The organism is Streptomyces sp. NPDC023573 (genome assembly GCF_055559735.1).
This window is the reverse complement of record NZ_JBVHKB010000003.1, coordinates 746,216-766,149: the sequence shown is the minus strand read 5'-3', so window position 1 is coordinate 766,149 and position 19,934 is coordinate 746,216. Positions and strand designations below refer to the sequence as shown.

Annotated in this window: 15 protein-coding genes; 3 read left to right on the top strand and 12 right to left on the bottom strand. The window is 71.6% G+C overall.

Translation table 11 applies throughout. The features are described from left to right. A complete protein-coding gene (locus tag ACZ32T_RS13780; RefSeq protein ID WP_467366945.1) occupies positions 1 to 732 on the top strand; it encodes a TioE family transcriptional regulator in 732 nt (243 codons plus the stop codon). 40 nt (positions 733 to 772) lie between these two features. Here ACZ32T_RS13780 and ACZ32T_RS13775 read toward each other — a convergent pair whose 3' ends face one another. The 11 genes from ACZ32T_RS13775 to ACZ32T_RS13725 all read right to left on the bottom strand — a co-directional run bounded on the left by ACZ32T_RS13775 (position 773) and on the right by ACZ32T_RS13725 (position 17,292). Continuing rightward, positions 773 to 2,545 carry an HEXXH motif domain-containing protein gene (locus ACZ32T_RS13775; RefSeq protein WP_467366943.1) on the bottom strand — a complete coding sequence of 591 codons (1,773 nt, stop codon included), beginning with the start codon at positions 2,543 to 2,545 and terminating at the stop codon, positions 773 to 775. 47 nt (positions 2,546 to 2,592) lie between these two features. Beyond that, entirely contained in the window at positions 2,593 to 2,781 is a 189-nt protein-coding gene (locus ACZ32T_RS13770; RefSeq protein WP_467270047.1) for an aldo/keto reductase, read from the bottom strand. A gap of 101 nt (positions 2,782 to 2,882) precedes the next feature. Then, positions 2,883 to 3,968, bottom strand: coding sequence for an effector-associated domain 2-containing protein (locus ACZ32T_RS13765; RefSeq protein WP_467366941.1), 1,086 nt, complete (start codon positions 3,966 to 3,968; stop codon positions 2,883 to 2,885). Next, complete coding sequence (locus ACZ32T_RS13760) at positions 3,965 to 5,131, bottom strand: hypothetical protein (RefSeq protein WP_467366939.1); 1,167 nt, start codon at positions 5,129 to 5,131, stop codon at positions 3,965 to 3,967. Before ACZ32T_RS13760 ends, ACZ32T_RS13765 begins: the two co-directional genes overlap by 4 nt. Positions 5,132 to 5,222: 91 nt before the next feature. Next, entirely contained in the window at positions 5,223 to 9,551 is a 4,329-nt protein-coding gene (gene fxsT, locus ACZ32T_RS13755) for an FxSxx-COOH system tetratricopeptide repeat protein (RefSeq protein WP_467366937.1), read from the bottom strand. Beyond that, entirely contained in the window at positions 9,551 to 10,603 is a 1,053-nt protein-coding gene (locus ACZ32T_RS13750; RefSeq protein ID WP_467366934.1) for an AAA family ATPase, read from the bottom strand. Before ACZ32T_RS13750 ends, fxsT begins: the two co-directional genes overlap by 1 nt. Continuing rightward, positions 10,600 to 12,084, bottom strand: a complete 1,485-nt coding sequence (locus ACZ32T_RS13745; protein WP_467366932.1) for a VMAP-C domain-containing protein — start codon at positions 12,082 to 12,084, stop codon at positions 10,600 to 10,602. The genes ACZ32T_RS13750 and ACZ32T_RS13745 overlap by 4 nt, the downstream gene beginning before the upstream one ends. A 188-nt stretch (positions 12,085 to 12,272) precedes the next feature. Beyond that, positions 12,273 to 13,280, bottom strand: coding sequence for a LacI family DNA-binding transcriptional regulator (locus ACZ32T_RS13740; protein WP_467270035.1), 1,008 nt, complete (start codon positions 13,278 to 13,280; stop codon positions 12,273 to 12,275). 327 nt (positions 13,281 to 13,607) lie between these two features. Next, on the bottom strand, positions 13,608 to 14,615 hold the full coding sequence (locus ACZ32T_RS13735; RefSeq protein WP_467366930.1) for an arabinan endo-1,5-alpha-L-arabinosidase: 1,008 nt from the start codon (positions 14,613 to 14,615) through the stop codon (positions 13,608 to 13,610). Between the two features lie 173 nt (positions 14,616 to 14,788). After that, complete coding sequence (locus tag ACZ32T_RS13730) at positions 14,789 to 16,012, bottom strand: cytochrome P450 family protein (protein WP_467270031.1); 1,224 nt, start codon at positions 16,010 to 16,012, stop codon at positions 14,789 to 14,791. After that, positions 16,009 to 17,292 carry a cytochrome P450 gene (locus ACZ32T_RS13725; RefSeq protein WP_467366928.1) on the bottom strand — a complete coding sequence of 428 codons (1,284 nt, stop codon included), beginning with the start codon at positions 17,290 to 17,292 and terminating at the stop codon, positions 16,009 to 16,011. Before ACZ32T_RS13725 ends, ACZ32T_RS13730 begins: the two co-directional genes overlap by 4 nt. Positions 17,293 to 17,450: 158 nt before the next feature. Between ACZ32T_RS13725 and ACZ32T_RS13720 the strand changes: the two genes are divergently transcribed. After that, positions 17,451 to 17,945, top strand: a complete 495-nt coding sequence (locus tag ACZ32T_RS13720) for a hypothetical protein (protein ID WP_467366926.1) — start codon at positions 17,451 to 17,453, stop codon at positions 17,943 to 17,945. A 96-nt stretch (positions 17,946 to 18,041) separates the two neighbouring features. On the opposite strand, the gene ACZ32T_RS13715 is transcribed toward ACZ32T_RS13720, so the two are convergent. Continuing rightward, positions 18,042 to 18,671 (bottom strand): proteophosphoglycan 5, encoded by a 630-nt coding sequence (locus tag ACZ32T_RS13715; RefSeq protein WP_467270025.1) that lies wholly within the window; start codon positions 18,669 to 18,671, stop codon positions 18,042 to 18,044. Between the two features lie 158 nt (positions 18,672 to 18,829). Here ACZ32T_RS13715 and ACZ32T_RS13710 point away from each other — a divergent pair, with 158 nt between their 5' ends. Then, positions 18,830 to 19,735, top strand: a complete 906-nt coding sequence (locus ACZ32T_RS13710) for a hypothetical protein (RefSeq protein ID WP_467366924.1) — start codon at positions 18,830 to 18,832, stop codon at positions 19,733 to 19,735. Positions 19,736 to 19,934 lie beyond the last annotated feature (199 nt).

The window sequence follows — 19,934 nt, the reverse complement described above, 5'->3', positions numbered from 1 at the left end:
ATGGGCAAAAACCTTCAAACAGGCGTGTGGCTCAGGCCGGTCGATCTGGCGCGGGGGCACGGTCTGTCCACGCAGGCGGTGAGGAACTACGAGGAGGCCGGCATCCTTCCGGCAGCCGACCGCACACCTCACGGCTACCGCACCTACACGCCGTTGCACGCGGGGGCCCTGCGTGCGTTCCTCGCCCTGGTGCCGGCCCACGGCCACCGCACGGCGACGTCGATCATGCGGGCGGTGAACGAGGGCGCGGCCGAGGAGGCGTTCCGCCTCATCGACGAGAGCCACGCCCAGCTCCTCGACGACCGGCGGACGCTCCGGGCCGTGGAGACCGCCCTCCGCGACCTGGAGCCCGTCGCCGGGCCCGGGCCGACCGTGGTGTCCGGGGCCGACGGGACGTTCATCGGTCCGTTGGCGGGGAAGCTCGGCATCCGGCCCGCAACGCTCCGCAAGTGGGAGAGCGCCGGGCTGGTACACCCGCGCCGCGACCAGCGGACCGGGTACCGCGTGTACGACGAGGCCGCCGTGCGGGACGCCGGAATGACCCACCAGCTCAGGCGCGGCGGCTACCTGCTGGAGCAGATCGCCCCACTGATCGCCCAGGTGCGGGCGGCCGGAGGCGCGGAGCCGCTGGAGGCCGCGCTGCGCGACTGGCACGGGCGGCTGTCCGCGAGGGGACGGGCGATGCTGGCGGGGGCGGCGGAGCTGGACGCCTACCTCAGCGAACGCGGATGAGACGGGGCGCCCGCCTCTCCCTCAGGTGGAACGCAGGGTGTCAGCGCGCGTCGGGGCCGCCTGCCAGCCAGCGGGCGGACCGTGGCCAGTCGTCGGACGGCGTTCCCGCCACAAGCGCCGCGAACCGCTCGGGGCGGGCCAGCAGCCGGCGGTCGCGCGGGTGCAGTGCCGTGTGCGCCAGCAGCCAGCCGGAGAGCGCGTGCGGATCGAGCGGGCCGGGGCCACTCAGCTGCGCGGTGTACGCCGCACGGGCCGCTCCGGGGTCTCCCGCGACGAGCAGCTCGTCGGCCGACGGTGACGGGCCGGCCTCCCACTCCGGTAGCCGGTAGAGGCGTGCACGGCCGTCCTGCCAGTGACCACGGCCCGGATCCGCCGCGACCACCGCCGGACCACCGGGCCCGGGGGCAGCACCCGAGCGCAGCGCCTTGAGGAGTGTCCCCCGGTCGTCCTCACCGCACCGCAGGTTGCGCAGCCGCCACTCCACCCGGTGGCTGACGGCGGAGGCCCGCGCCCTGGCCACGGTCGCGGAATCCAGGGGTTCCCTCAGCCAGCCGTCGACGGTTTCGGACAGCCGGGTGACGAGCCGCAGACCCGGTGCGGTGAGCCGGGCCTGTGTCGCCAGGGTGCGCAGGACCATGCGGGTCTGGAGCCGGCGCATGGCGAAGAGGTATGGCGCCCGCCCGTCCGGGTCCGCCATGGCGTCCCCGATCCGTGCCCGCCAGAATCCGGTGACGCCGGCGAAGGCGTACGCACCGTGGAGGAGGCCGGGCAGATGGCGGGGATCGGCACGCCAGGGCGCGTAGTGGCGCTCGGCCCGGTCGTCGTCGAGGAGCGGGAAGAGGTGGAGCAGGGCGGCGAGTTTACTGTGCTGGAATTCGTGGACGAGGGTCTCCGCGAGGGCGAGGCCGTCCGACGGCCGGGCGATCACCATGGACGCGAAGGCGTCACCGGTGGAGGCGCTGAGCCCTTCGGCCGGCACGGGGAGCCCCGCGTCGCCGTCCTTGGCGGTCCAGGGCACGATGCGGCTGATCTCCTCGGGGCGCAGCCCGCCGGGGCCGCCCGTACCGCCCCGGCCCAGTATGTCGACGGCATCCGCGAACAGCCGCTGCCAGGAACGGAGTTCATCCGGTTCGAGCCGGCAGGGGGCTATCGGCTCGTCCAGGTCGCGGTAGGGGTCGAGATCGTCCAGCTGGACGGTGCGCGTCCCCGGACCGGTGTCCAGCCGGTGCACCGGAAGCCAGTGCGGAGATTCCGGCTCGGTGAGCGGGCGTACGACGATGTCCGGCCCGTGCCCGGTGCGCACGGTGAGGGATCCGCCGGCCACCGCGACCCGCACCGGGTGAAAGTCGTCCTCGTCCGGACCGGGCAGCCGGACCGTACCCAGGCCGGGCAGTCCTACGGTCCGGCCCCGCGCGGGCAGGAGGAGTTCGGCGTCCGTGCCGGCGTGGACGGCCGCAGCCGCGGCCACCGCGGCGATCTGCCCGGCGTCGGCCCACAGGGGCGGCCCGGAGGCCGTGCCGTGCAGCCGGCGGAGCGTGTGGGCGAGCCAGCTGCCGACCTGGGGGGTCAGCAGGAGCGTCTCGACCGGCTCGGGGGCACGGTCTGCGGCGGCTTCCAGCGCGGGCCAGACCGTCCGCGCGTCGAGCGGACCGAGAATGCGGGGGTCCGCGTCGAAGAGGTCGAAGAGCTCACGCAGGAGCAGGAGCCGGCGCGTACGCTCGCCCCGGACCAGGAACGCGACGGCCTCGGGCGAGCCGCCGCCCGCGGCGATCTCGTCGAACAGCGGTCCCGGCATGCGGATCGGGGCGTACACGTCGCTCCCTGTCGTGGACGGTTTCATCGCGGTGGCCCGGTGGCCTTCTACTCGGCCCGGCCGGGTTCACCAGTTCCCATCGCGTTGGTGCGCGCGCGCCGGATCTCGGCGAGCAGCCGTGCCGCCCCGCTCGGGGCGGGCAGACGTCTCAGGTCGGCGACGCCTACGGAGGTCAGGTCCATCAGGTCGGACTCGATGTGATCGGGTGTGTCTTCGGCGGGCACCGGCTGGTACAAGGCGCGCTCCCCCTTCGCGAGCGGTGGCACAGGATGCCACCGTTTACTCCATCATGACGAATGGGACCCCTTCCCGAAACCCGTGTGATCACGCCAGCGGATCACATTCCTGGCCCGGACTCCGCCATGAAGTCCCGCACCGAAGCCTTGAGTTCGGCGGACCGGTCGGCGTCGTCGTCGAGCAGTCTCACAGCGTCGTACAGCGCGCACAGGCCGTCGGGACGCTTTCTGAGGGTGCGTACGATGCCGATCACGTCCGTGCGCGGCACCAGGTGCCTGGGCATGCGGGCGACGGCGGCGGCGGGCAGTTCGTTGACCAGGGTCTGCCGCTCGTCACGGTCGCTCATCAGCGGATACGCCATCAGCGCCTCGATGAGCCGGCCCAGCGGCGTCATGCCGGGAGAGGGCGGGTCCGACTGCTCGATGTGCGCGTGTCCTGGCCTCTCCAGCCGGAAGTCGATGGTCTGCCGGGCGGGGCCGGCTGTCCTGAGAGCGTCCATCCGGGCCTTCACCGCCTCGAAGAGGGCCGGGGCGTCCGGCACCGGTTCGTCGGGGAGAGCGCTCAGAACGATGTCCGAGAACACGCCGAGCCGGCGGTCCGGATCGTTGGCCGCCCGCTGCCCACGGCCTGCGGCGAACATCAGGACCTGCTCGTGCGCGGCGATCCGCCCTCCGGCCGGAAGACGCTCCGTGGGCGGAGGCTGCGGGAAGCGGTGCAACTCGTCGAAGGTGCGGCACGCGTCGACCATCCACATCTGCACGCCCAGGCCGGGGGTCACGTCGCTTCTGAGCCGGGCGAGTGCCGACTCGACATGGATGTTGCGCCGGTCGCTCAGGGTCGCGTCGGCGGTGTAGAGCCGGGTGTTGTCGTCCGTGTCCAGCACCCCGTGGCCGCCCCACCACACCCACAGCGCTTCGTCCCCGCGCTCCGGAAGGTCCGTGATGAAGGCGCGTCTCAGCGACTCATGGTCGGCCGGGCGGAAGGGAACCTCGGGCACGCTCCCCGGCAGCGGCGCGAGATGGAGCTGCACATGGCTGTCGCGCACCCCGCGCGCCAGCAGCCAGTCACGGAAGCGGAGGGCGTCCCGGGCAGGTCCCGGCAGGTCCCAGGCCGGCCCGGCCGCGTACTTCTCGATGCCGACGACGAGGGCGAACACGCGGTCCGCCGGGATGGGGCGGCGGGTCATGACAGCCGTTCCCCGATCGCTCCGTAGACGGCGGGATCGGTCCAGTAGGCGCTGTGCGCCACGGGAAAGGGCTGCCGGCTGTCGGTGGCGACGTCCTGGGCCCGGCCGGGGAAGAGCGGTTCGGCGGCGTACCCGAGGAGGTCGCGGCGATCGTAGATGTTCAGCCACGGCGGAACGTGGCCGGGCAGCGGATCCGGGTGGGCGAGCATGGGCAGTGCACCCGTCTCGTACAGGAAGGAGCCCTGCGAGCCGACGGTTATCAGGAGTTCGACGCCCGGCAGCGGGCCGGATATGAGCGTGTCGAGCGAGATGATGCCGCCGAGACTGTGCCCGAGCAGGACGACGGGCGGCTCCAGTGTGCCGACGAGGTCCCGCAGCCCCCTGCGCATGTCCTCACCCCTGGCGAGGTATCTGAGGATGTCCCCGGCGGCCGGGTGCGCGGCGTCCGTGAGCGCGCGACGGCGCCGCACGGCGTAACGGGAACCGAGGCGTACGAGCGGCCTTCCCGCCATCCGGAGCAGGGGGCCTCGGCCGGTGCCCGCCGGTGAGGCACCCAGGCGTTCCGCCAGGGCGGCGACGGCCGCGTCCCTGCCGTCACCTCCGGTCTGGACGGGGCTGTCCGCCGCGATCTCCGCACCGACGGCCGTGGCGGTCAAGGCCCTGGCCAGCACCGAGGCCAGGCTTTCCGGGTCCAGGGCTTCGGCGGCGGGGCCGAGAAGGGGACTGCGCGCGAGCTCGGCCGCCGCTTCCCGAAGCCACGGGGCGAGTGCTTCCGCTCCGGGTTCGCCCCCGGCCGCGATGTCCAGGAGGAGTGCCCTCGGGCGTTCGTCCGGGAAAGCGGCTCCGGGCGGCGTCGCGCGTCCGGACCCCGCGGCGGCCGCCGCCGCCAGCTCGGCCGTCGGATCGTCGTACAGCCGGGCCCACTCCTCCACGTCATCGCGCCCGTCGGGGTCCGCGGTGCTCCTGCCGGTTCCCGCACCCGGTGCGGCCGGGATGCTGGCACCGTCCGCGGCGAGCCTGGCCCCGTACGGCCCGCCCCAGTCGTACGCGACGAGGCGCACGTCCGGAGCTGTCGCGGCCAGCCCTGAGGTGATCTTCGCGACCAGTCCGCCGAGGTGTGGTTCGCGCACACCTGTGCCGTGAGTGAAGACCACCGTGGTCATGTGTCCGTCCCCCGTCGCCTCTTCGGTGCGGCCCCGTCCGCCGCCGTGGGGCGGCGGACGGGGCCGGCGGTCCAGCCGGTACGCGCCGGCGTCACATCGGCAGCGGCGTGAGGTCGCATTCGATGCGCTGGTGGAGCCTGGCCGCGGTGTGCCAGGGGTGGTTCGCCCCGAGCAGTCGCGAAAGGCCCTGTACGGCCACGTGGTTGAGCCGGTCGGCCTCCGCCGACTCACCGAGTCCGCGCCGGTCGAGCGCGAGATTGGCCGTGCAGACGAGCGTCAGCGGGTGCTCGGCACCGGCGGTGTCGGTGAGCTTGGGGAGCAGGTCCGAGTCGACGGCCATCGCCTGCGCGAAGTCCAGCCGCGCGTAATGGTCGTTGGCCCGGCACATCCCCGCGGTCAGCGTACTGACGTGCTTCGCCCCGAGTGCGTTCTCCAGGTTCTCGAGCGCCTCGGTGTCCAGCCCTTCCGCCCGGTCCGTGTCGCCCTGGGCCCGCAGAGTCGCCGCGAGATTCACCTTGGCGAACTGGGTGAAGGGGTGGTGGTCGCCGAGCACCTTGCGGTAGGCGGTGAGCGTCTGCTCCCCGAGCTCCCGGGAGCCGCCGAGGTCACCGTTCAGCCGGCGCTCCACCATGGCGTGGTTCGCCGCGCAGAGCGCATCGGTGTTGTTCAGCCCGTAACGGCTGGTGAAGCGCTCGAGGGTCTGTTCGGCGAGAGCGGACGCTCCCTCGACCACACCCGCCCTGCGCCGGCACACCGCGAGGTTCAGCGCCGCCCGGATGGTCGCCGCGTTCGTCTCACCGAAATGGGCGACGTAGGGCAGGTAGTTGGACTCCTGGAGTGCGCGGGCGCCCAGGTAGTCACCTGCCTCACGCAGGTCGATGGCCAGTCCGTTCAGCGTGTTGAGGGTGAGCCCGTTCACCGGCCCGTACAGCAGTTCCCTCTGGCGCGCGGTCTCCTCGTCGATCTCCCGCGCGAGGGCGAAGTTGCCGTTCAGCCGCAGCGTCACACCGTAGTCGTGCGCGGCGCTCAGCGTCGTGGGGTCCTCGGGCCCGAAGAGGTCGCTTGCCCGGGTGAACGCCTCCGCGGCCAGTTCACGCGCCTGGCCGAACTCACCCCGGTGCCGCAGTGCCCCCGCCATCTGCCACATGGAGTCGACGAGTTCCTCGTCCGGGATGTCCGCGCCCCGGGAGATCGCCAGCGCGCGCTCGTTGTGCACGACGCCCTCCGCGGGGCGCCCGAGCAGCCGCAGGTAGAAGCCGAGGAGCTTGGTGATCCTGATGACGTGCAGGTCCTCGTCACCTGACTGGTCACGCCATGCGGCCCACGCCAGCCGGGCCTGGGCGGCGCCCGATTCGTGCGCACCCCAGTAGTAGAGGAAGAAGACGATGTCGTAGACGAGGTCGCGGACCCACCCGTCGGAGCTCTCCACCGCACCGGACGCGATCACATGCGGGAGGATGGCCTGGTAGGCGGGCCACTGGTCCGGGGACGCGGGCGCGCCCGGCTTGGCCGTCGTCAGCAGGAGGTGGGCCGCCCGCGTCATCCGCGCGCGTTCCTCGGGATCCATCCTGGCCACGATCACGTTCTGCATGAGCCGGTGCATCTGCAGGGTGGCGGTCTTGTGGTCGAGCCTCACCAGCGACAGCTTGCTGAGGTCCCGCGTGGCACGCGCGAGGAGCAGCGGGTCGCGCAGGACCGGATCGAGCTCGGGTGTGACCTCGATGTTGCGTCCGCCCCTGAAGAGGTTGAGCGGGATGGGCTCAGGCGCCATGCAGGCGCAGATCTCCAGGAGTTGACGTGCGGCCGGGTTGTCCTGCGAGAGGCGCCCGAGGGAAATGTCCCAGACCGCCGCGACCGGCAGCGGGTAGTCGGGGGACGGGGCGAGCTCGAGGATCTCGGGCCGGCGTTCGTCGAGCAGGGTGAGGTATTCGTTCACCGGCATCCCCGTGGCGGCGTGCCATGCACCTGCCTGTTCCACGGCGAGGGGCAGGTCGCCCAGGGCGGCGGCGAGTCGGTCCGCGTCGCCGGAGGCGAGGCCGCGGGCGCGGCGCTGCAGGAGTGCGATGCTCTCCTCCCGGTCGAAGACATCGACGCTCAGGGGGGTGGCGACCCGTTCCCACTCGCGGTTGCGGGAGGTGACGATGATCTTCCCGGGCCCGCCGTTGGGGAAGTAGGAGCGCACCGCTTCGATGTCCTCGGCGTTGTCGAAGACCAGCAGCCAGTTGTCGAACGGCTTGCCCGTGCGGAGCGCCTCACGCACGGCGGGCACCGCGGCGTTGGCCTGCGGTCCCACCTCCAGCCCGAGGCTGCGGGCCAGGTCGGCGAGAGCACCCAGAAGCAGGTTCTCCTGCTCCGCGGGAATCCACCAGATCACGTTGAACTCGCCGCTGTGGCGGTACACGTACTCGACGGCGATCTGTGACTTGCCGACACCGCCCATGCCGTGCAGTGCGTGCGGGAGGACCGCCGCGGTCTCGTCCTCCCGCAACTGCTGTTCCACCGCCGCCAGAAGACTTTCCCGCCCGGTGAAGTTCGGGTTCTTCGGTGGCACGTTGCCCATGATCTTCGGCTGGCCGGTGCGGACGAACCGGAGCTCGGATGCGGGGGCAGGCGTGCGCTCGTCGACCCGATCCTGCTCGGTGTCTACGGGTGGTGTCGTCGGCGACACAGATCCTCCTGGTGGAACCGTCGGAAGCGACGGGGAAGCGGGGCCGTTCTCATTCACATCAGATGCCTCTTTATCATCAATTGTCGGCCCTGCCGCGACGGCCACACCGTTCTGCAGCACGTCGTTGAGCCGCGCCACCCTCCGCCGGTACGGCATCCCTCCGAGAGCGCGGAGTACGGCCAGCTCGATGCGCAGCCACGCCGGTCCGCCCCCGCCGTCCGGGAGCGCCGCCCGGGCCGGGTCACGCAGTGCGGCGCGTAGCCGGATGCCCTGCGCCCGGCTGGCCCGCGCCTCGGCCAGCAGGCCCACGGCACGGGCGAGTTGGGTGCGGTTGCCGGTGGCCAGCAATGCCTCGCGGATGCCGTCGGCGAAGTCGGGCCCGTCCTCGCCGTCCCGCTCCCAGTCGATGAGGCCACCCATCATCACCTCGGCCAGGTGCTCGGGGCGGGACGCGGGAAAGGCGCGGGCACGCAGCTCCTCGATCACGTCGAAACGCAAGGGGGCCACGGCCAGCAGGACCGCGAGATGGCGTGCGAGGGGGCTGGCGAGCGAGAAGAACCTGCGCACCGCGTCCGCCGCCGCGCGGGGCCCGTCGATTCGGGAGGCCCGCAGTCCCGGAGCGGACACCCCCTTGGCCATCGCCCCGGCCAGGATCACGGGCAGCGTCCGCCGCACGCCGCGTTCGCCGGTGACGAGATCAGCCCAGGCACGGAACGAGCCGGGGCGCAGACTGAGCACCGGTACGGCCACGGAACCGTCACCCGTATCGGGCAGTGCGCGCGCGTGCTCGGGTACTCCGTGCGGTGGGTGGCAGATGAAGTGGCGGTTGAGCGCCCCGAACCCCGCGGCGTCCAGCCGTGCCCGGAACGGGTAGACGGAGGAGCGGTGGCGCAGGTACTGCGGCAGCAGATGGACGAGTGCCGTCGGACCGGCCGCGGAGAGCCGCCCCAGCAGCTCGTCGGCGCCGCTCCCGGCCCATCCCGGCGCCAGTCCGTCGGTCACGACGAGGAACAGCCGTGTCCCCCTGCCGTCCAGGAGTTCGGCGGGGTCGGCCCGCCGGTTGCCGGGCCAGCGCAGCTCGGGCGGGGCGGCGTCGGGCAGCGAGACGTCGACCGTACGGACGTCCCGGAAGGCGCCGCTGCGCACCGCCTCGTCGGCAAGCTGACGTACGTCGCTGTCCCAGACGGGCATCGTGGGCGCCCTGTCCACGAGCAGCATCAGGTCGAAGGCGCGTTCCTGGACCGGATCGAGGTAGGGGATCCACAGTCCGTCGATCACACCGTTCTCGGCGGTGCGGGCCTCGTCGAGCCTGCTTTCGTGACGTGACGGCACACGCCGGCCCAGGCCGCGCAGGGCCTTGGCCAGAGGCAGCGGCAGAACGCGCCGCGCGGGGCGTGCCGGGTCGGGCAGGGCGGTGTCGGGCCGGCCATGCCGCATGGGGAGGGCGTCGAGGAGTTCCACGTCCTGTGGATCGGCGTCCAGGTGACTCGCGGCGGGCACCGTCTCCTGCGCGCCGTCCTCGAACGCGGGAGCCTCGGCGTCGGGAAGGGCGTTCTCCGTGCGGTCGGGTAACGGCGCGTCCGCCTGTCCGCTCCCCTCCCCCGCTCCGCGGCCCGCCCGGTGCCAGGCCGCCGCGAGCCAGACGGCGTCGGCGAGGTCCTGCCAGCTCGCCTCGCCGTCGGTTTCGTGGAGGCCGCCGCTCATCGTGCCGGGCGACGTGTCCGGGGCGCGTTCCCGCGGCGAGCCGTTCATCAGCGGCCCTTCGAGAGGTCGCGGAGAAGCATCTCGATGAGCTTACGCCCGTCGCTGTCGTCCCGGAATCCATGGGCCGTGGTGAGTTGGACGGCGTTCAGCAGCTGATCGACGGACTGGGTACCTCCGCCTTCCACCCGCCTGACGAAGTCGTCCACCAGGCCCTCGACGCCTTCCGGACGCCGGCCCAGGTGACTGACGACGATGGACACGAGGTGTTCGCGGCTGGGCGGGCGCATCTCCAGCGGCAGGCACCGGCGTCGGAAGGCGGCGGGGAACTCGCGTTCACCGTTGCTCGTGATCACGACGACGGGAAACTCCGCGCACTCGACCCGGCCCGCCTCGACGACGGCCCTGGCCTCGGGATCGTCCGTGAAGACGGACACCTCGGCCACACCCGCCCGAACCAGTTCCGGAATCTCGTAGCTGCCGTTCTCCAGGACGTGGAGCAGGTCGTTGGGCAGGTCGATGTCGCTCTTGTCCAACTCGTCGACGAGCAGCACCCTGGGGCGGCCGAAGGCGAGCAGAGCCGTCCCCAGCGGGCCGAGGGTCACGAAGTCCCCGAGGTCGGGTGCGCCGCCCGTTCCGCTCTCCGCCTCCGGGGTGGACCCGGCACGCCATGCGGCGATGGCCTGGGCGCGCCCGATGGCGTCGTACTCGTACAGCCCGCCGCGCAGGGTGGTGCGGCTGACGATGCTCCACGGCAGCACTCTGCCGAGGCCCATCTCCTGCGCGATCAGATACGCCAGGGTGGACTTGCCGACCCCGGGCGGCCCGGTGATCAGCAGGGGGCGGCGCAGGAGGAGTGCGGCGTTGACCGCGTTGATCTCCTCCTCGCGCAACTGCGGGCCTTCCTGCACGGTGCCGAGCCGGCGCAGCGCGGACTGCGCGTCGTCGGGAGGGTTCTGCTGCAGCGGGCTCCCGGCGAACACCCGCCAGGGCGGAGGCTGCGGGAGCTGGGGCGGGTCGCCTGCCGGAGGCTGCCCCGTTGCGTGGAACACCCTCCATGAGGGTGGCGTGACGGACTGCGCTGCCGAGGCCTGCTCGGTCATGCTGTCAACTCCTCGCAGTCGACCAGGCGGTACGGGTCGTCCCAGAAGAACGCCATGTACTTACCCACGGAAAGGCTGTCACGCCCCAAGTCCTCAGCCTCCTGGCGGATCTGACTTACTTTCGACGGTATTTGCGCCGGCGGATGAGCGAGCAGAAGGGTCAGTACCTGGCCGGACAGATCCGGGCTGTCCGGCCGGCGGTCCCAGGCCGCCAGGCCGATCCCCTGCTCGATGGCGATGCTGAGCGCGTCCACACCGTGGCCGGGCAGGGCGGGAACGTCGAGTATGACCGCGGTCAGCCCGGGGTCCTTCACAAGCCTGGCACGCCAGCGTTCCAGTCGGTCGTCCTGTTGCCCGTGCCATCGATGGGCCTCCGCCACGCCGGCCTTCTTCAGCTGCGTCCACCGGGCCCGCCACCGGCCGTGCTCCCGCGTGTCACGGGCCCTCATGCGCTCGAGGCTCCGCAGGTGCACATGGTAGTCAAGGCCGATCGGTGCCGCGACACGAGACCTCGTACCCAGTCGGATGCCTGCCATGTCGTGATTCAGGAATTCGAGAGGGAGGACGAATTCGATCTGAACGGGAGGGTCACCTTCGCCCTCCGAGGCATCAGCCCAGCGTGACGCCCCCTGGATGACCGCCCGTTCGACCGCACCGGCCAGCGCGTCGAAGTTCGTGCGCTCGATGTCTCCCGCCACGGGTTCCCAGTAGCCCGGCGCGGCGTTGACCCAATGACGTACGTAGACATCAGCCGAACTGTCGTCGGCCGGCTCCACCATCACGACGAGACAACGTGAGACATACGGGTCGGCCGGCGGCCGGGCAGCGATCGCGCGCCTCCGCTCCTCCAGTGCCCGTACGACGTCCGGTCCGGCTTCCTGGGCCCACGCGTCCGACCAGCCCCTGAGCTCCTCGCACTGCACCGGCTGAGCCAGGGACGCGGTGGCCTCGACGAGCACCAGCGCCGGGGGCAGACCATCGACCTGCGTGTTCACCGTGCACAGGTGGTCGAAGAGCTCGACAGGCGTCCGGCCGTACGGCACGTCAGCCCCGAGCTCGTGATGCAGAACCGTGTGCAGCCGGGCCTCGTCGACGTGGCACACCTCTCCGAGCAGCCGATGGGCCTCCCGCACCACACCGGGGGTGAAGTCGCCCTCGTCCGGCTTGGCCGCGTCGACGGTCCGCGTCAGCTCGGCCAGACTCTCTGGACCACCGAGAGCGCGCACGGCGGACCTCAGCGCTTCGAGGCCCTTCTCGTGCGGCAGCAGGACCCGGAGGAAGGACAGCATGTCGGCCCGCGGGTTCTGGCGTCGGTAGACGATCTCCGCCCCGACCTGATCCGCGGCGAAGCCGATGAACTGTCCGCACTGGTCGCGGTCGGTCACGAAGTCCTGATCGCACAGGAAGTCGACCAGCGCGACGATGAGCTGGGCCCAGGCGTTGCCCGGGTCATCCGCTGCGGACAGCGTGTTCACCACCACCGACCACCCCCGTCGAGCCGGTAACGCCTTCATGACAGATCGCGAAGTTACCATGTGAGATCTTCAGCAACCAGCGGCACTTCAAGCCCTGTTGACCACCTGTGACACATGCCCGCGGAACCGGGCCGAGCCACCGCGGAACGCGTGACGACACGTCACCCGGACGAGTGAGAGCGGTGGCGTGCCGGTCACACCGGCGCGGGCCCCGAGCTCGCGCGCACCGTCAGAACCGGCTCCAGAAGCTCCACTTCGTCCGTACCCCGGCCCGCGAGCTTCGCGACCACCTGTTCCACCGCCCGGCGTCCCATCTCCTGGGCCGGGATGGCCACGGACGTGAGTCGCACCGACGCCTGCGTGGCGACCTGTTCCGGGCAGATCGCCACGACGGACACGTCTTCCGGCACGGCCCGCCCCTGCTGCTGGAGCAGGTTGAGCAGCGGCTCGACCGCGGCCTCGTTCTGGACGATGAAGCCGGTCGTCCCCGGCCGCTCGTCGAAGATCCGGCCCAGGGTGCCGGCCATCGCGGCGTAACCGCCCTCGCAGGGGCGGTGCAGGATCCGCATCCCGGTCTCCTGCGCCTTGGCCCGTATGCCGTCCACGGTGCGTTCGGCGAAACCGGTGTGCCGCTCGTAGACGGCGGCCGCTTCGCCGATCACCGCCACCTCGCGGTGGCCGAGGCCGGCGAGGTGGTCCACGCAGAGCGCCCCGGTGGCCTCGAAGTCGAGGTCCACACAGGTCAGCCCGGAGGTGTCCGCGGGCAGGCCGATGAGGACGGCGGTCCGGCCCGAGTCACGGAGCAGCGGCAGCCGTTCGTCGTGCAGTTCGACGTCCATCAGGATCATCGCGTCGGCCAGCGAACTGCCCGCGATCCGCCGGACGGCCGCCGGGCCCTCCTCCCCGGTGAGCAGGAGGACGTCGTAACCGTGCGTACGGGCGCTGGTGGCGACGGCGATGGCGATCTCCATCATCACCGGCACATACATGTCCGTACGCAGGGGCACCATCAGCGCGACGATGTTGGACCTGCTGCTGGCGAGGGCGCGCGCACCCGCGTTGGGGTGGTACCCCAGCTGCTGGATACTCTGTTCCACCCGTTCCCGGGTGGAGGCCGAGATCGAGCGCTTGCCGCTGAGGACGTAGCTCACCGTGCTCGCGGAGACTCCGGCGTGCTGGGCGACCTCGGCAAGCGTGACCATTCGGCTTCTCCCCTACAGACGGCGACCGGAGGGGAGAGCGGGTGAAGCGCTTCGACAGCGCCGCACTGTGCTCCCCTTCACACTCTGACATGCACAGACACCGTGGAGCCTAGACTCGCTCACAGGGACTGTCCAGAGTAGGAGTCGAAGCGCTTCGACCGCGTGGGCGGCAGCGGTTCGCCGCCCCACCGTGGCTCAGTACGCCGGAGGTGTCCAGCCTGCCGGTCAGTCGGCGGTCTCCGGCTCCGCGGCCTGGGAGTCGGTGAGCCGCAACCGGTCGCCGCTCGCCGAGGCGGTGGGCGGTGCGTCGTCGGCCGGCTGCCGGGGTCAGTAGGCGACGGGCCACCCGCTGCTCCAGTTCAGAAGGTTGACGCCGAGCTTCGGCGTGCCGTTGTCCTGGCCGTCGTAGTAGTGGTAGACGAGCAGGTCACCGTCGGAGTCCGCCATGACCGACTGACCGCCGGGGCCGATGTGGCGCCCGTGCGACTCCATGACGGGAGTGCCGCCGTTGCTGAGCATGCTGACGCCGTTCTTGTCCTTGTACGGGCCGGTCACGCTGGTGGCCCGGCCCACCTTGATCTTGTACGTGGAGCTGGTGCCTGCGCAGCAGGTGTCGTACGAGGCGAAGAGGTAGTAGTAGCCGTTGCGCTTGACGACGGTGGGCGCCTCGACGGCCTTGGTGCCGGTGGGCCGGGAGGCGAGCGACCGGCGGGCGGTGTCCCCGGCGTACTGCTTGCCCGTCGACGGGTCGATCCGGATCATCTTGATCCCGGTCCACCAGGAGCCGAAGGACAGCCACCACCTGCCGTCGTCGTCGACGAAGAGGTTGGGGTCGATGGCGTTGTAGTCGCTCGACGAGTTCGAGGTGTAGACGATCCCGTAGTCGCTCCAGCTGCCGGCCTGGCCGGTGGTGGAGGCGGCGAGTCCGATGGCGGAGGTGTTGGAGCCGAAGGACGAGACGGCGTAGTACATCAGGTACTTGCCGCCCTGGTACGAGATGTCCGGGGCCCAGGGGTCGGATGCCGAGGAGTAGTTCTTCCACCAGCCCGGCTTGGTGGTGAAGGCGTTCCCGGAGCGGCCGAAGGCGGTGCGGTCGGTCGAGGTGCGGAGCTGGAGGCCCTCACCGGTCGAGTAGAGCAGGTACTGGCCGGACGAGCTGCGGATCATGCTGGGGTCGTGGACGACGATGTCACCGTTGACGGCGCCCGGGTCGGGATAGGCGGAGGCGCTGCCCGGCACGAGGGCGAGCAGGAGCGCGGCTGGGAGCACTGCGAGGCTTCTCGTCAGAGTGCGGCTCACGGGGAGACTCCTTCGGGGGTCGTGGTGGGTGTGCATCCCGCAGTCGCCGCCCGCACCGCATCGGTTGCCGCGCCTCGCCCCCTTTCTTCGGTGAACCGGACGGCGTCCGGTTCACCGAACGGCTGTACGCCGCGGGAGTCACACGGCCGGACACACACCCGGACGGGCGGGTGTCCGGCCCGGGGCTCTCCCCCGCCGGCCGTGAGCCGTCAGCCGTGGAGCAGGACGGGAAAGGCCTCCATGTCGTTCTGCGTCATGACGGGCAGCTTGCGGATCTCGTCGTCGGCGATCGCGAGCTTCAGCTCCGGGAACCGCCCGAACAGCGCGGGCAGCGCGATGCCGGCCTCGACCCGGGACAGCGCGGCACCGGGGCAGATGTGGGGCCCGTGGCCGAAGGTCATGTGCCGGATCGGCGTCGGCCGGGTGATGTCGAAGGCGTCGGCGTCGGCGCCGTGGTGGGCGACGTCCCGGCCGATGGCCCGGTAGGAGATCACCACGCCCTCTCCCTCGGCTATCACCTGGTCGCCGACCCGGATGTCCTCGGTGGCGAACCGCATCAGCAGGTGGGTGGTGGGCGTGTCCCAGCGCAGGGTCTCCTCGACGACCGTGTCCCACGGGATCTCCCCGTCCAGCACCTTGCGGAGCTGGTCCGGGTGGGCGAGCAGCGCGCGTACGGCGTTGAGGATGAGCCCGATCGTGGTCTCGTGCCCGGCGGCCACCATCGCCTTGAGGTTGCCGACGACCTCCTCCTCGGTGAGCGGCTCCCCGCCCTCGTCGGCGAGGATCAGCGCGCTCGTGAGGTCGTCCGTGGGGTGGGCGCTCTTCTGCCGCACCAGTTCGGCGTAGAAGACATCGAGCTCGGCGATCAGCGCCAGTCGGTCCTCCTGCGGGGTGAGCATCGAGAAGAAGGCCTTGTACTGCCGGGTCAGCATGGGGTGCAGCGCCTCGTCGACCCCCATCAGCAGACCGACGACCTTCATCGGGAGCGGCTGGGCGTACACGGCCTTGAGGTCGACGACCCCGTCCTCGCCCTGCGCGGCGAGCGCGTCCAGCAGCTCCTCGGTGAACTTCTCGATGGCGGGGCGGATCGCCTCCAGCCGGCGCGGGGTGAGTGCCTGGGAGGTCTTCGTCCGCAGCCGGCGGTGCGCCGCACCGTCCACGGTGAACATGGAACGTCCGGCGTCGATCATGCCGATCAGCGGCCAGGCATGCGTCACCTCCCCGCTCCGCCAGAGCCGCCAGGCGTCCAGGTCCTTCACCAGGCGGTTGTCGACGAGGAGTTGGCGCGCTTCGGCGTGCCGGGTGACGGTCCATGCGGGGACGCCGAGGAGCTCGATGCGCGCGAGCGGGGCGGAAGCCCGCAGCGTCTCCGTCTCACCGTCGAGGTCCTGGACCATGGGGTCGATCACCACGGTCGCGTGCGGGCAGTTCACAGCGGGTCTCCTGTCGTGTGTACGGGAGCGAACCGGACGGGCAGCGCGTTCATGCCCCGCAGGAAGGCGGACGGCCGCCTGACGAGCTCCCGGGCGGGCACGGCGAGTTCGAGGTCGGGCAGCCGGTCGAGGAGGACCTCGATCGCGGTACGGGCGATGGTCTCCGCGATCTCCTGCGCCGGAAAGGGGCAGCGGTACTCCCCGTGGCTGAACGCCAGGTGCGCCCCGTTGGCCGCGTGGTGCCCCGCGCCCCGGGAGAACGCCTCCTGGCGTATCAGCGGGTCGGTGTTGGCCGCCCCCAGGCCGAGCAGGAGCAAGTCCCCGGCCCGGATGGACCGGCCGCCGAGCCGGGTGTCGCGTGCGGCCCAGCGGCCGGCGAGGATCTGGGTCGGGCTCTCCTCCCAGAGGACTTCGTTCATCGCGTCCGCGACACTGCGCCGTCCGCCGGCGAGGGACTCGGCGAACTGGTCCTCGGTGAGCATCAGCCTCAGGGAGTTGCTGATCCAGTCGGCGGTGGTGAGGTGCCCGGCTGCGGTGACGGCCATCAGGTCGAGGGCGTACTCCTCGTCCGTGAAGGGCGCCGGGTCGGCGAGCATCCGCGAGGTGATGTCGTCGCCGGGCAGGGCCCGCTTGGCCTCCACCAGCCGCCGCATGTGCTCTCCGAAGCGGCCGTACGCCTCCTGGGCTCCGGGTCCTCCGTCGGCGAGGTCCTTCAGGACCCGGGCGATGTCCGTCCCCTCGTCGTCGGGGAAGCCGACGAGGCGGGCGAGGACGAGAACCGGGAGCGGCTCGGCGAAGTCGGCGACGAGGTCGGCGGTGCCGCGGGCGCTGATGCCGTCGACGAGGCGGTCGGCCAACTGCTCGCAGTGGCCCCTGATCTCGAACGGGTCCGCGGCCTCCAGCGCGGGAACGACCATCTCGGAGTGGCGCCGGTGCTCGGCGCCCGCGGTGAAGTAGATGGAGGGCATGGGTCGTCCGACCATCGGGAGCAGGGGCCAGTCCTCGGGTATGTGCTCCCACTGGTTCCACAGCCCGACGTCCCTCGGGAAGAGTTCCCCGTCGCTGGTGACCTGGTGGAGCTCGCGGTATCCGACGACGAGCCAGGCCGGAAACCCGCCGGGGAGCTCGACCGGCACGACGGGCCCGTAGGAGTGGCGCATGGTCCGGTACAGGGCCTGCGGCTCGGTGTGGAACTCGGGCCCGCTGAGCGGCACGGGGGCGTCGGCGGGGCGGGCGGGGCAGCCGGGAGCGGACGCGGCGGATAAGGAGGGGGTCGTCATCGTACGGACTCCTGGGAGACGGCTTCGCGCGTTGCGGCCATACGATCAACGCGGCACCACTATAAGGAGGTTGGGTGAAGCTTTGGGGAGCGATCGCGGGGCCCGCTGCCGGTCCGGCTCACGGGCACGCCCGCTCCGCGAACGAATAGGCTCGTTCCGTGAGCAGAGACAGCGATGACGAGCCCGCCCTCATACGCTCGGAGTGGGGGACGACCCGGTACGTGTACAACCCGGCCGGTCCGGTCGGTCTCGCCCTCATCCTCGGCTCGCTGCTGTTCGCCGGCGGGATGGCGTACACCCTTCACGACAGCGGTACGTGGAGCGAGGGCGAGCTTCAGGACGCCGTGCACTCCGCCGTCCGGACCCTGGAGGGCAGGGAGCAGACGGTCGGTTCGTGGCAGGGCGGCTACAAGGAGCTGATCCGGGACGCGGTCCGGGAAAGCGGCGAGGGCCCCTCCTACGGAGGAGTGAGCGTCTCGCCGGCGTACGACCGCTACGACCGGGACGCGCCCGCTGAGGTCGACCGGTTCGAGGTCACCGTCGAGGACGTCGGCACGGTCTACTGCCTGAGCGTGTCGCCCCACGAGCCGGACTCCGTCCTGGCGAGCGTCGAGGTGGCTCTACGCATCACCGTCGACGAGGACCACTGCTGACCACCCGCTGCCGGCGGAGCGTCTTGCGCCCCTCTCGCAGGAGGCCACAGGGCCGGCCGTGGCATCACGCGTACGCCGGCAGGCGCGCCCGGCCGGTCAGACCGCGAGGAACGCCCGCGCCGCCGCCGCCCCGGCCTCGGCGTCCTGGTCCGTGGACGGGACCACAGCGGCCACCAGGCCGGCGTCGACCTCCCCGTCGGCGGCGATCAGCGCGTCGATCGCCTCGTACGGCGGCCGGCCCTCTTCGGCGTCAGGCATGCGCCGGCCGGTGGCGACGATCTTCCCCCGGGTCAGGGCTGCGGCCAGCACGGGCAGCCCCACGCTCCTGAACCCGTCGTCGAGTTCGTACGGGGCGCGGTACCAGGCGCTGCCGTCGTATCCGTACACGAAGCCGAGGAAGAGCTCCGCGTCCCGGGCCCGGCGGACGGGCGGCTCCCACCACTCGGGCGCACCGGCCAGCAGATCGGTCTCCTTCTCCTCGAAGAAGTCGGACGCCTCGGCGTAGAAGGTCTGGGAGTCGTTCCGGTCCTGGCCGAGCAACACCGCACGGCCCTCGTCGAGGTGGTGCAGGTCGGCCCAGCTGCCGTGCCCGTCGTCATAGTGCCACAGCGGCCAGAGCGCCCTGCACCGCTCGCCGTGTCCCGAGGCGGCCTGTACGGCGGCGAGAGCCGCCCAGCGCCCCCGCAACGCCATCGGCTCGGGAAGGTCGAGCTGCACCAGGGCCATGATCGGACTCCTTCGCGCGTAGTCGCGGCCCGGTCGGTCACCGTGCCTCCTGCGGGATTCCGTACCGGCGGGGACGGCTCCCGTCCCGCCGGACCGCTGGCCGCAGGCCCGTCTCGTCGCACGTGTGCCCCCGCCGGGCATCGGTACGCTGCCTGATCATGCGTATACCAGCACGCGGACCGGCCGCCGGCGCCACCGCTCTCGTCACCGTCCTTCTCGCAGCGATCACTGGCTGCTCCTCCTCCGGCCCCTCCGACGACGACGGCTCCGAGCTGCTCACAGCACTCGGAAGCCTCGCCGGCGACATCGGCACGAAGGAGGTGACCTTCCTCGACACCTCCCGCGTGAGGGAGTTGAGCAAGGACGACGCCAAGCGGTTCACCCACGTCTCGCAGCCGGCCGGCCCCCTGCTCAATCCGTACCAGCCCGGCCTTCTGGGGCAGCAGTTCGAGGTCAGCCGGATCGACACCGCGATAGACACCAGCGAGGCCGGGCACTGGTCGGGGTCGTTCGACGCGTCGGCGATCACCGAGTCGCTGAAGTCCAACGGCTATACGCGGAGCGAGAAGGACGGCCGTGAGGTCTGGGCACACCCCGGCGACACGGGAGCGGCACTCGATGTCTCGGAGGACGAGATCTCCTACTCGACCCGGGACTCCGACCCCATGGCCGCGGTCGACCCCGAGGAGGGGTCCTCCCTGGCGGACGACAAGGAGTTCCGCCGGGCCGCCGAGTGCCTGGGCGATGTCTACCGCGCGGACTTCAACCCGCTCAGCTCCTCCAACCCGGTGCGCCTGGCCGCTCTGGGCCAGCAGGCGACCTCCGCGGCCGAGAACACCGAGGTCCTGTGCTTCGTCGTCAAGGACGACGCGGCGGCCGACAGGCTGGAGTCCGAGCTGCGGGCGGTAGTCAGCGCCGAGTCGCCGAAGTTCGACGGCACGAAGGTGACCGTGGAGAAGGGCGCCCGGCCGCTGGTGCGAGCCGTCGTCCCCGACAGCGCCACCCAGCGGCCGGGGCGTCTGATCGTCTCGGACGTCGAACTGTGGATGACCGCCGCGCAGTAGTGGCGGGCACACGCCGGTCCAGCGAAGGTGGGGGTGTGCGGCGCTGCCCACCCCCGCGCAGGCGGAGTGCGCGTCAGACGCACTTGCCGTTCAGCCAGGGCGCGGGAGCACGGGGGGCTCGGCGGCGGCCAGGAGGAGCGCAGATGGCTGCGCGCCGGCCGGCGGTGGAGCTCGTGCTCGCGTCGGCCCGTCGGCACAG

What these genes read in the sequence shown, in the direction of transcription:
- ACZ32T_RS13780 (WP_467366945.1), top strand. Translation starts at nt 1, where the DNA reads ATGGGCAAAAACCTTCAAACAGGCGTGTGGCTCAGGCCGGTCGATCTG.
- ACZ32T_RS13765 (WP_467366941.1), bottom strand. Translation starts at nt 3,968, where the DNA reads ATGACCCGCCGCCCCATCCCGGCGGACCGCGTGTTCGCCCTCGTCGTC.
- ACZ32T_RS13760 (WP_467366939.1), bottom strand. Translation starts at nt 5,131, where the DNA reads ATGACCACGGTGGTCTTCACTCACGGCACAGGTGTGCGCGAACCACAC.
- fxsT (WP_467366937.1), bottom strand. Translation starts at nt 9,551, where the DNA reads ATGAACGGCTCGCCGCGGGAACGCGCCCCGGACACGTCGCCCGGCACG.
- ACZ32T_RS13750 (WP_467366934.1), bottom strand. Translation starts at nt 10,603, where the DNA reads ATGACCGAGCAGGCCTCGGCAGCGCAGTCCGTCACGCCACCCTCATGG.
- ACZ32T_RS13740 (WP_467270035.1), bottom strand. Translation starts at nt 13,280, where the DNA reads ATGGTCACGCTTGCCGAGGTCGCCCAGCACGCCGGAGTCTCCGCGAGC.
- ACZ32T_RS13735 (WP_467366930.1), bottom strand. Translation starts at nt 14,615, where the DNA reads ATGCACACCCACCACGACCCCCGAAGGAGTCTCCCCGTGAGCCGCACT.
- ACZ32T_RS13725 (WP_467366928.1), bottom strand. Translation starts at nt 17,292, where the DNA reads ATGACGACCCCCTCCTTATCCGCCGCGTCCGCTCCCGGCTGCCCCGCC.
- ACZ32T_RS13715 (WP_467270025.1), bottom strand. Translation starts at nt 18,671, where the DNA reads ATGGCCCTGGTGCAGCTCGACCTTCCCGAGCCGATGGCGTTGCGGGGG.
- ACZ32T_RS13710 (WP_467366924.1), top strand. Translation starts at nt 18,830, where the DNA reads ATGCGTATACCAGCACGCGGACCGGCCGCCGGCGCCACCGCTCTCGTC.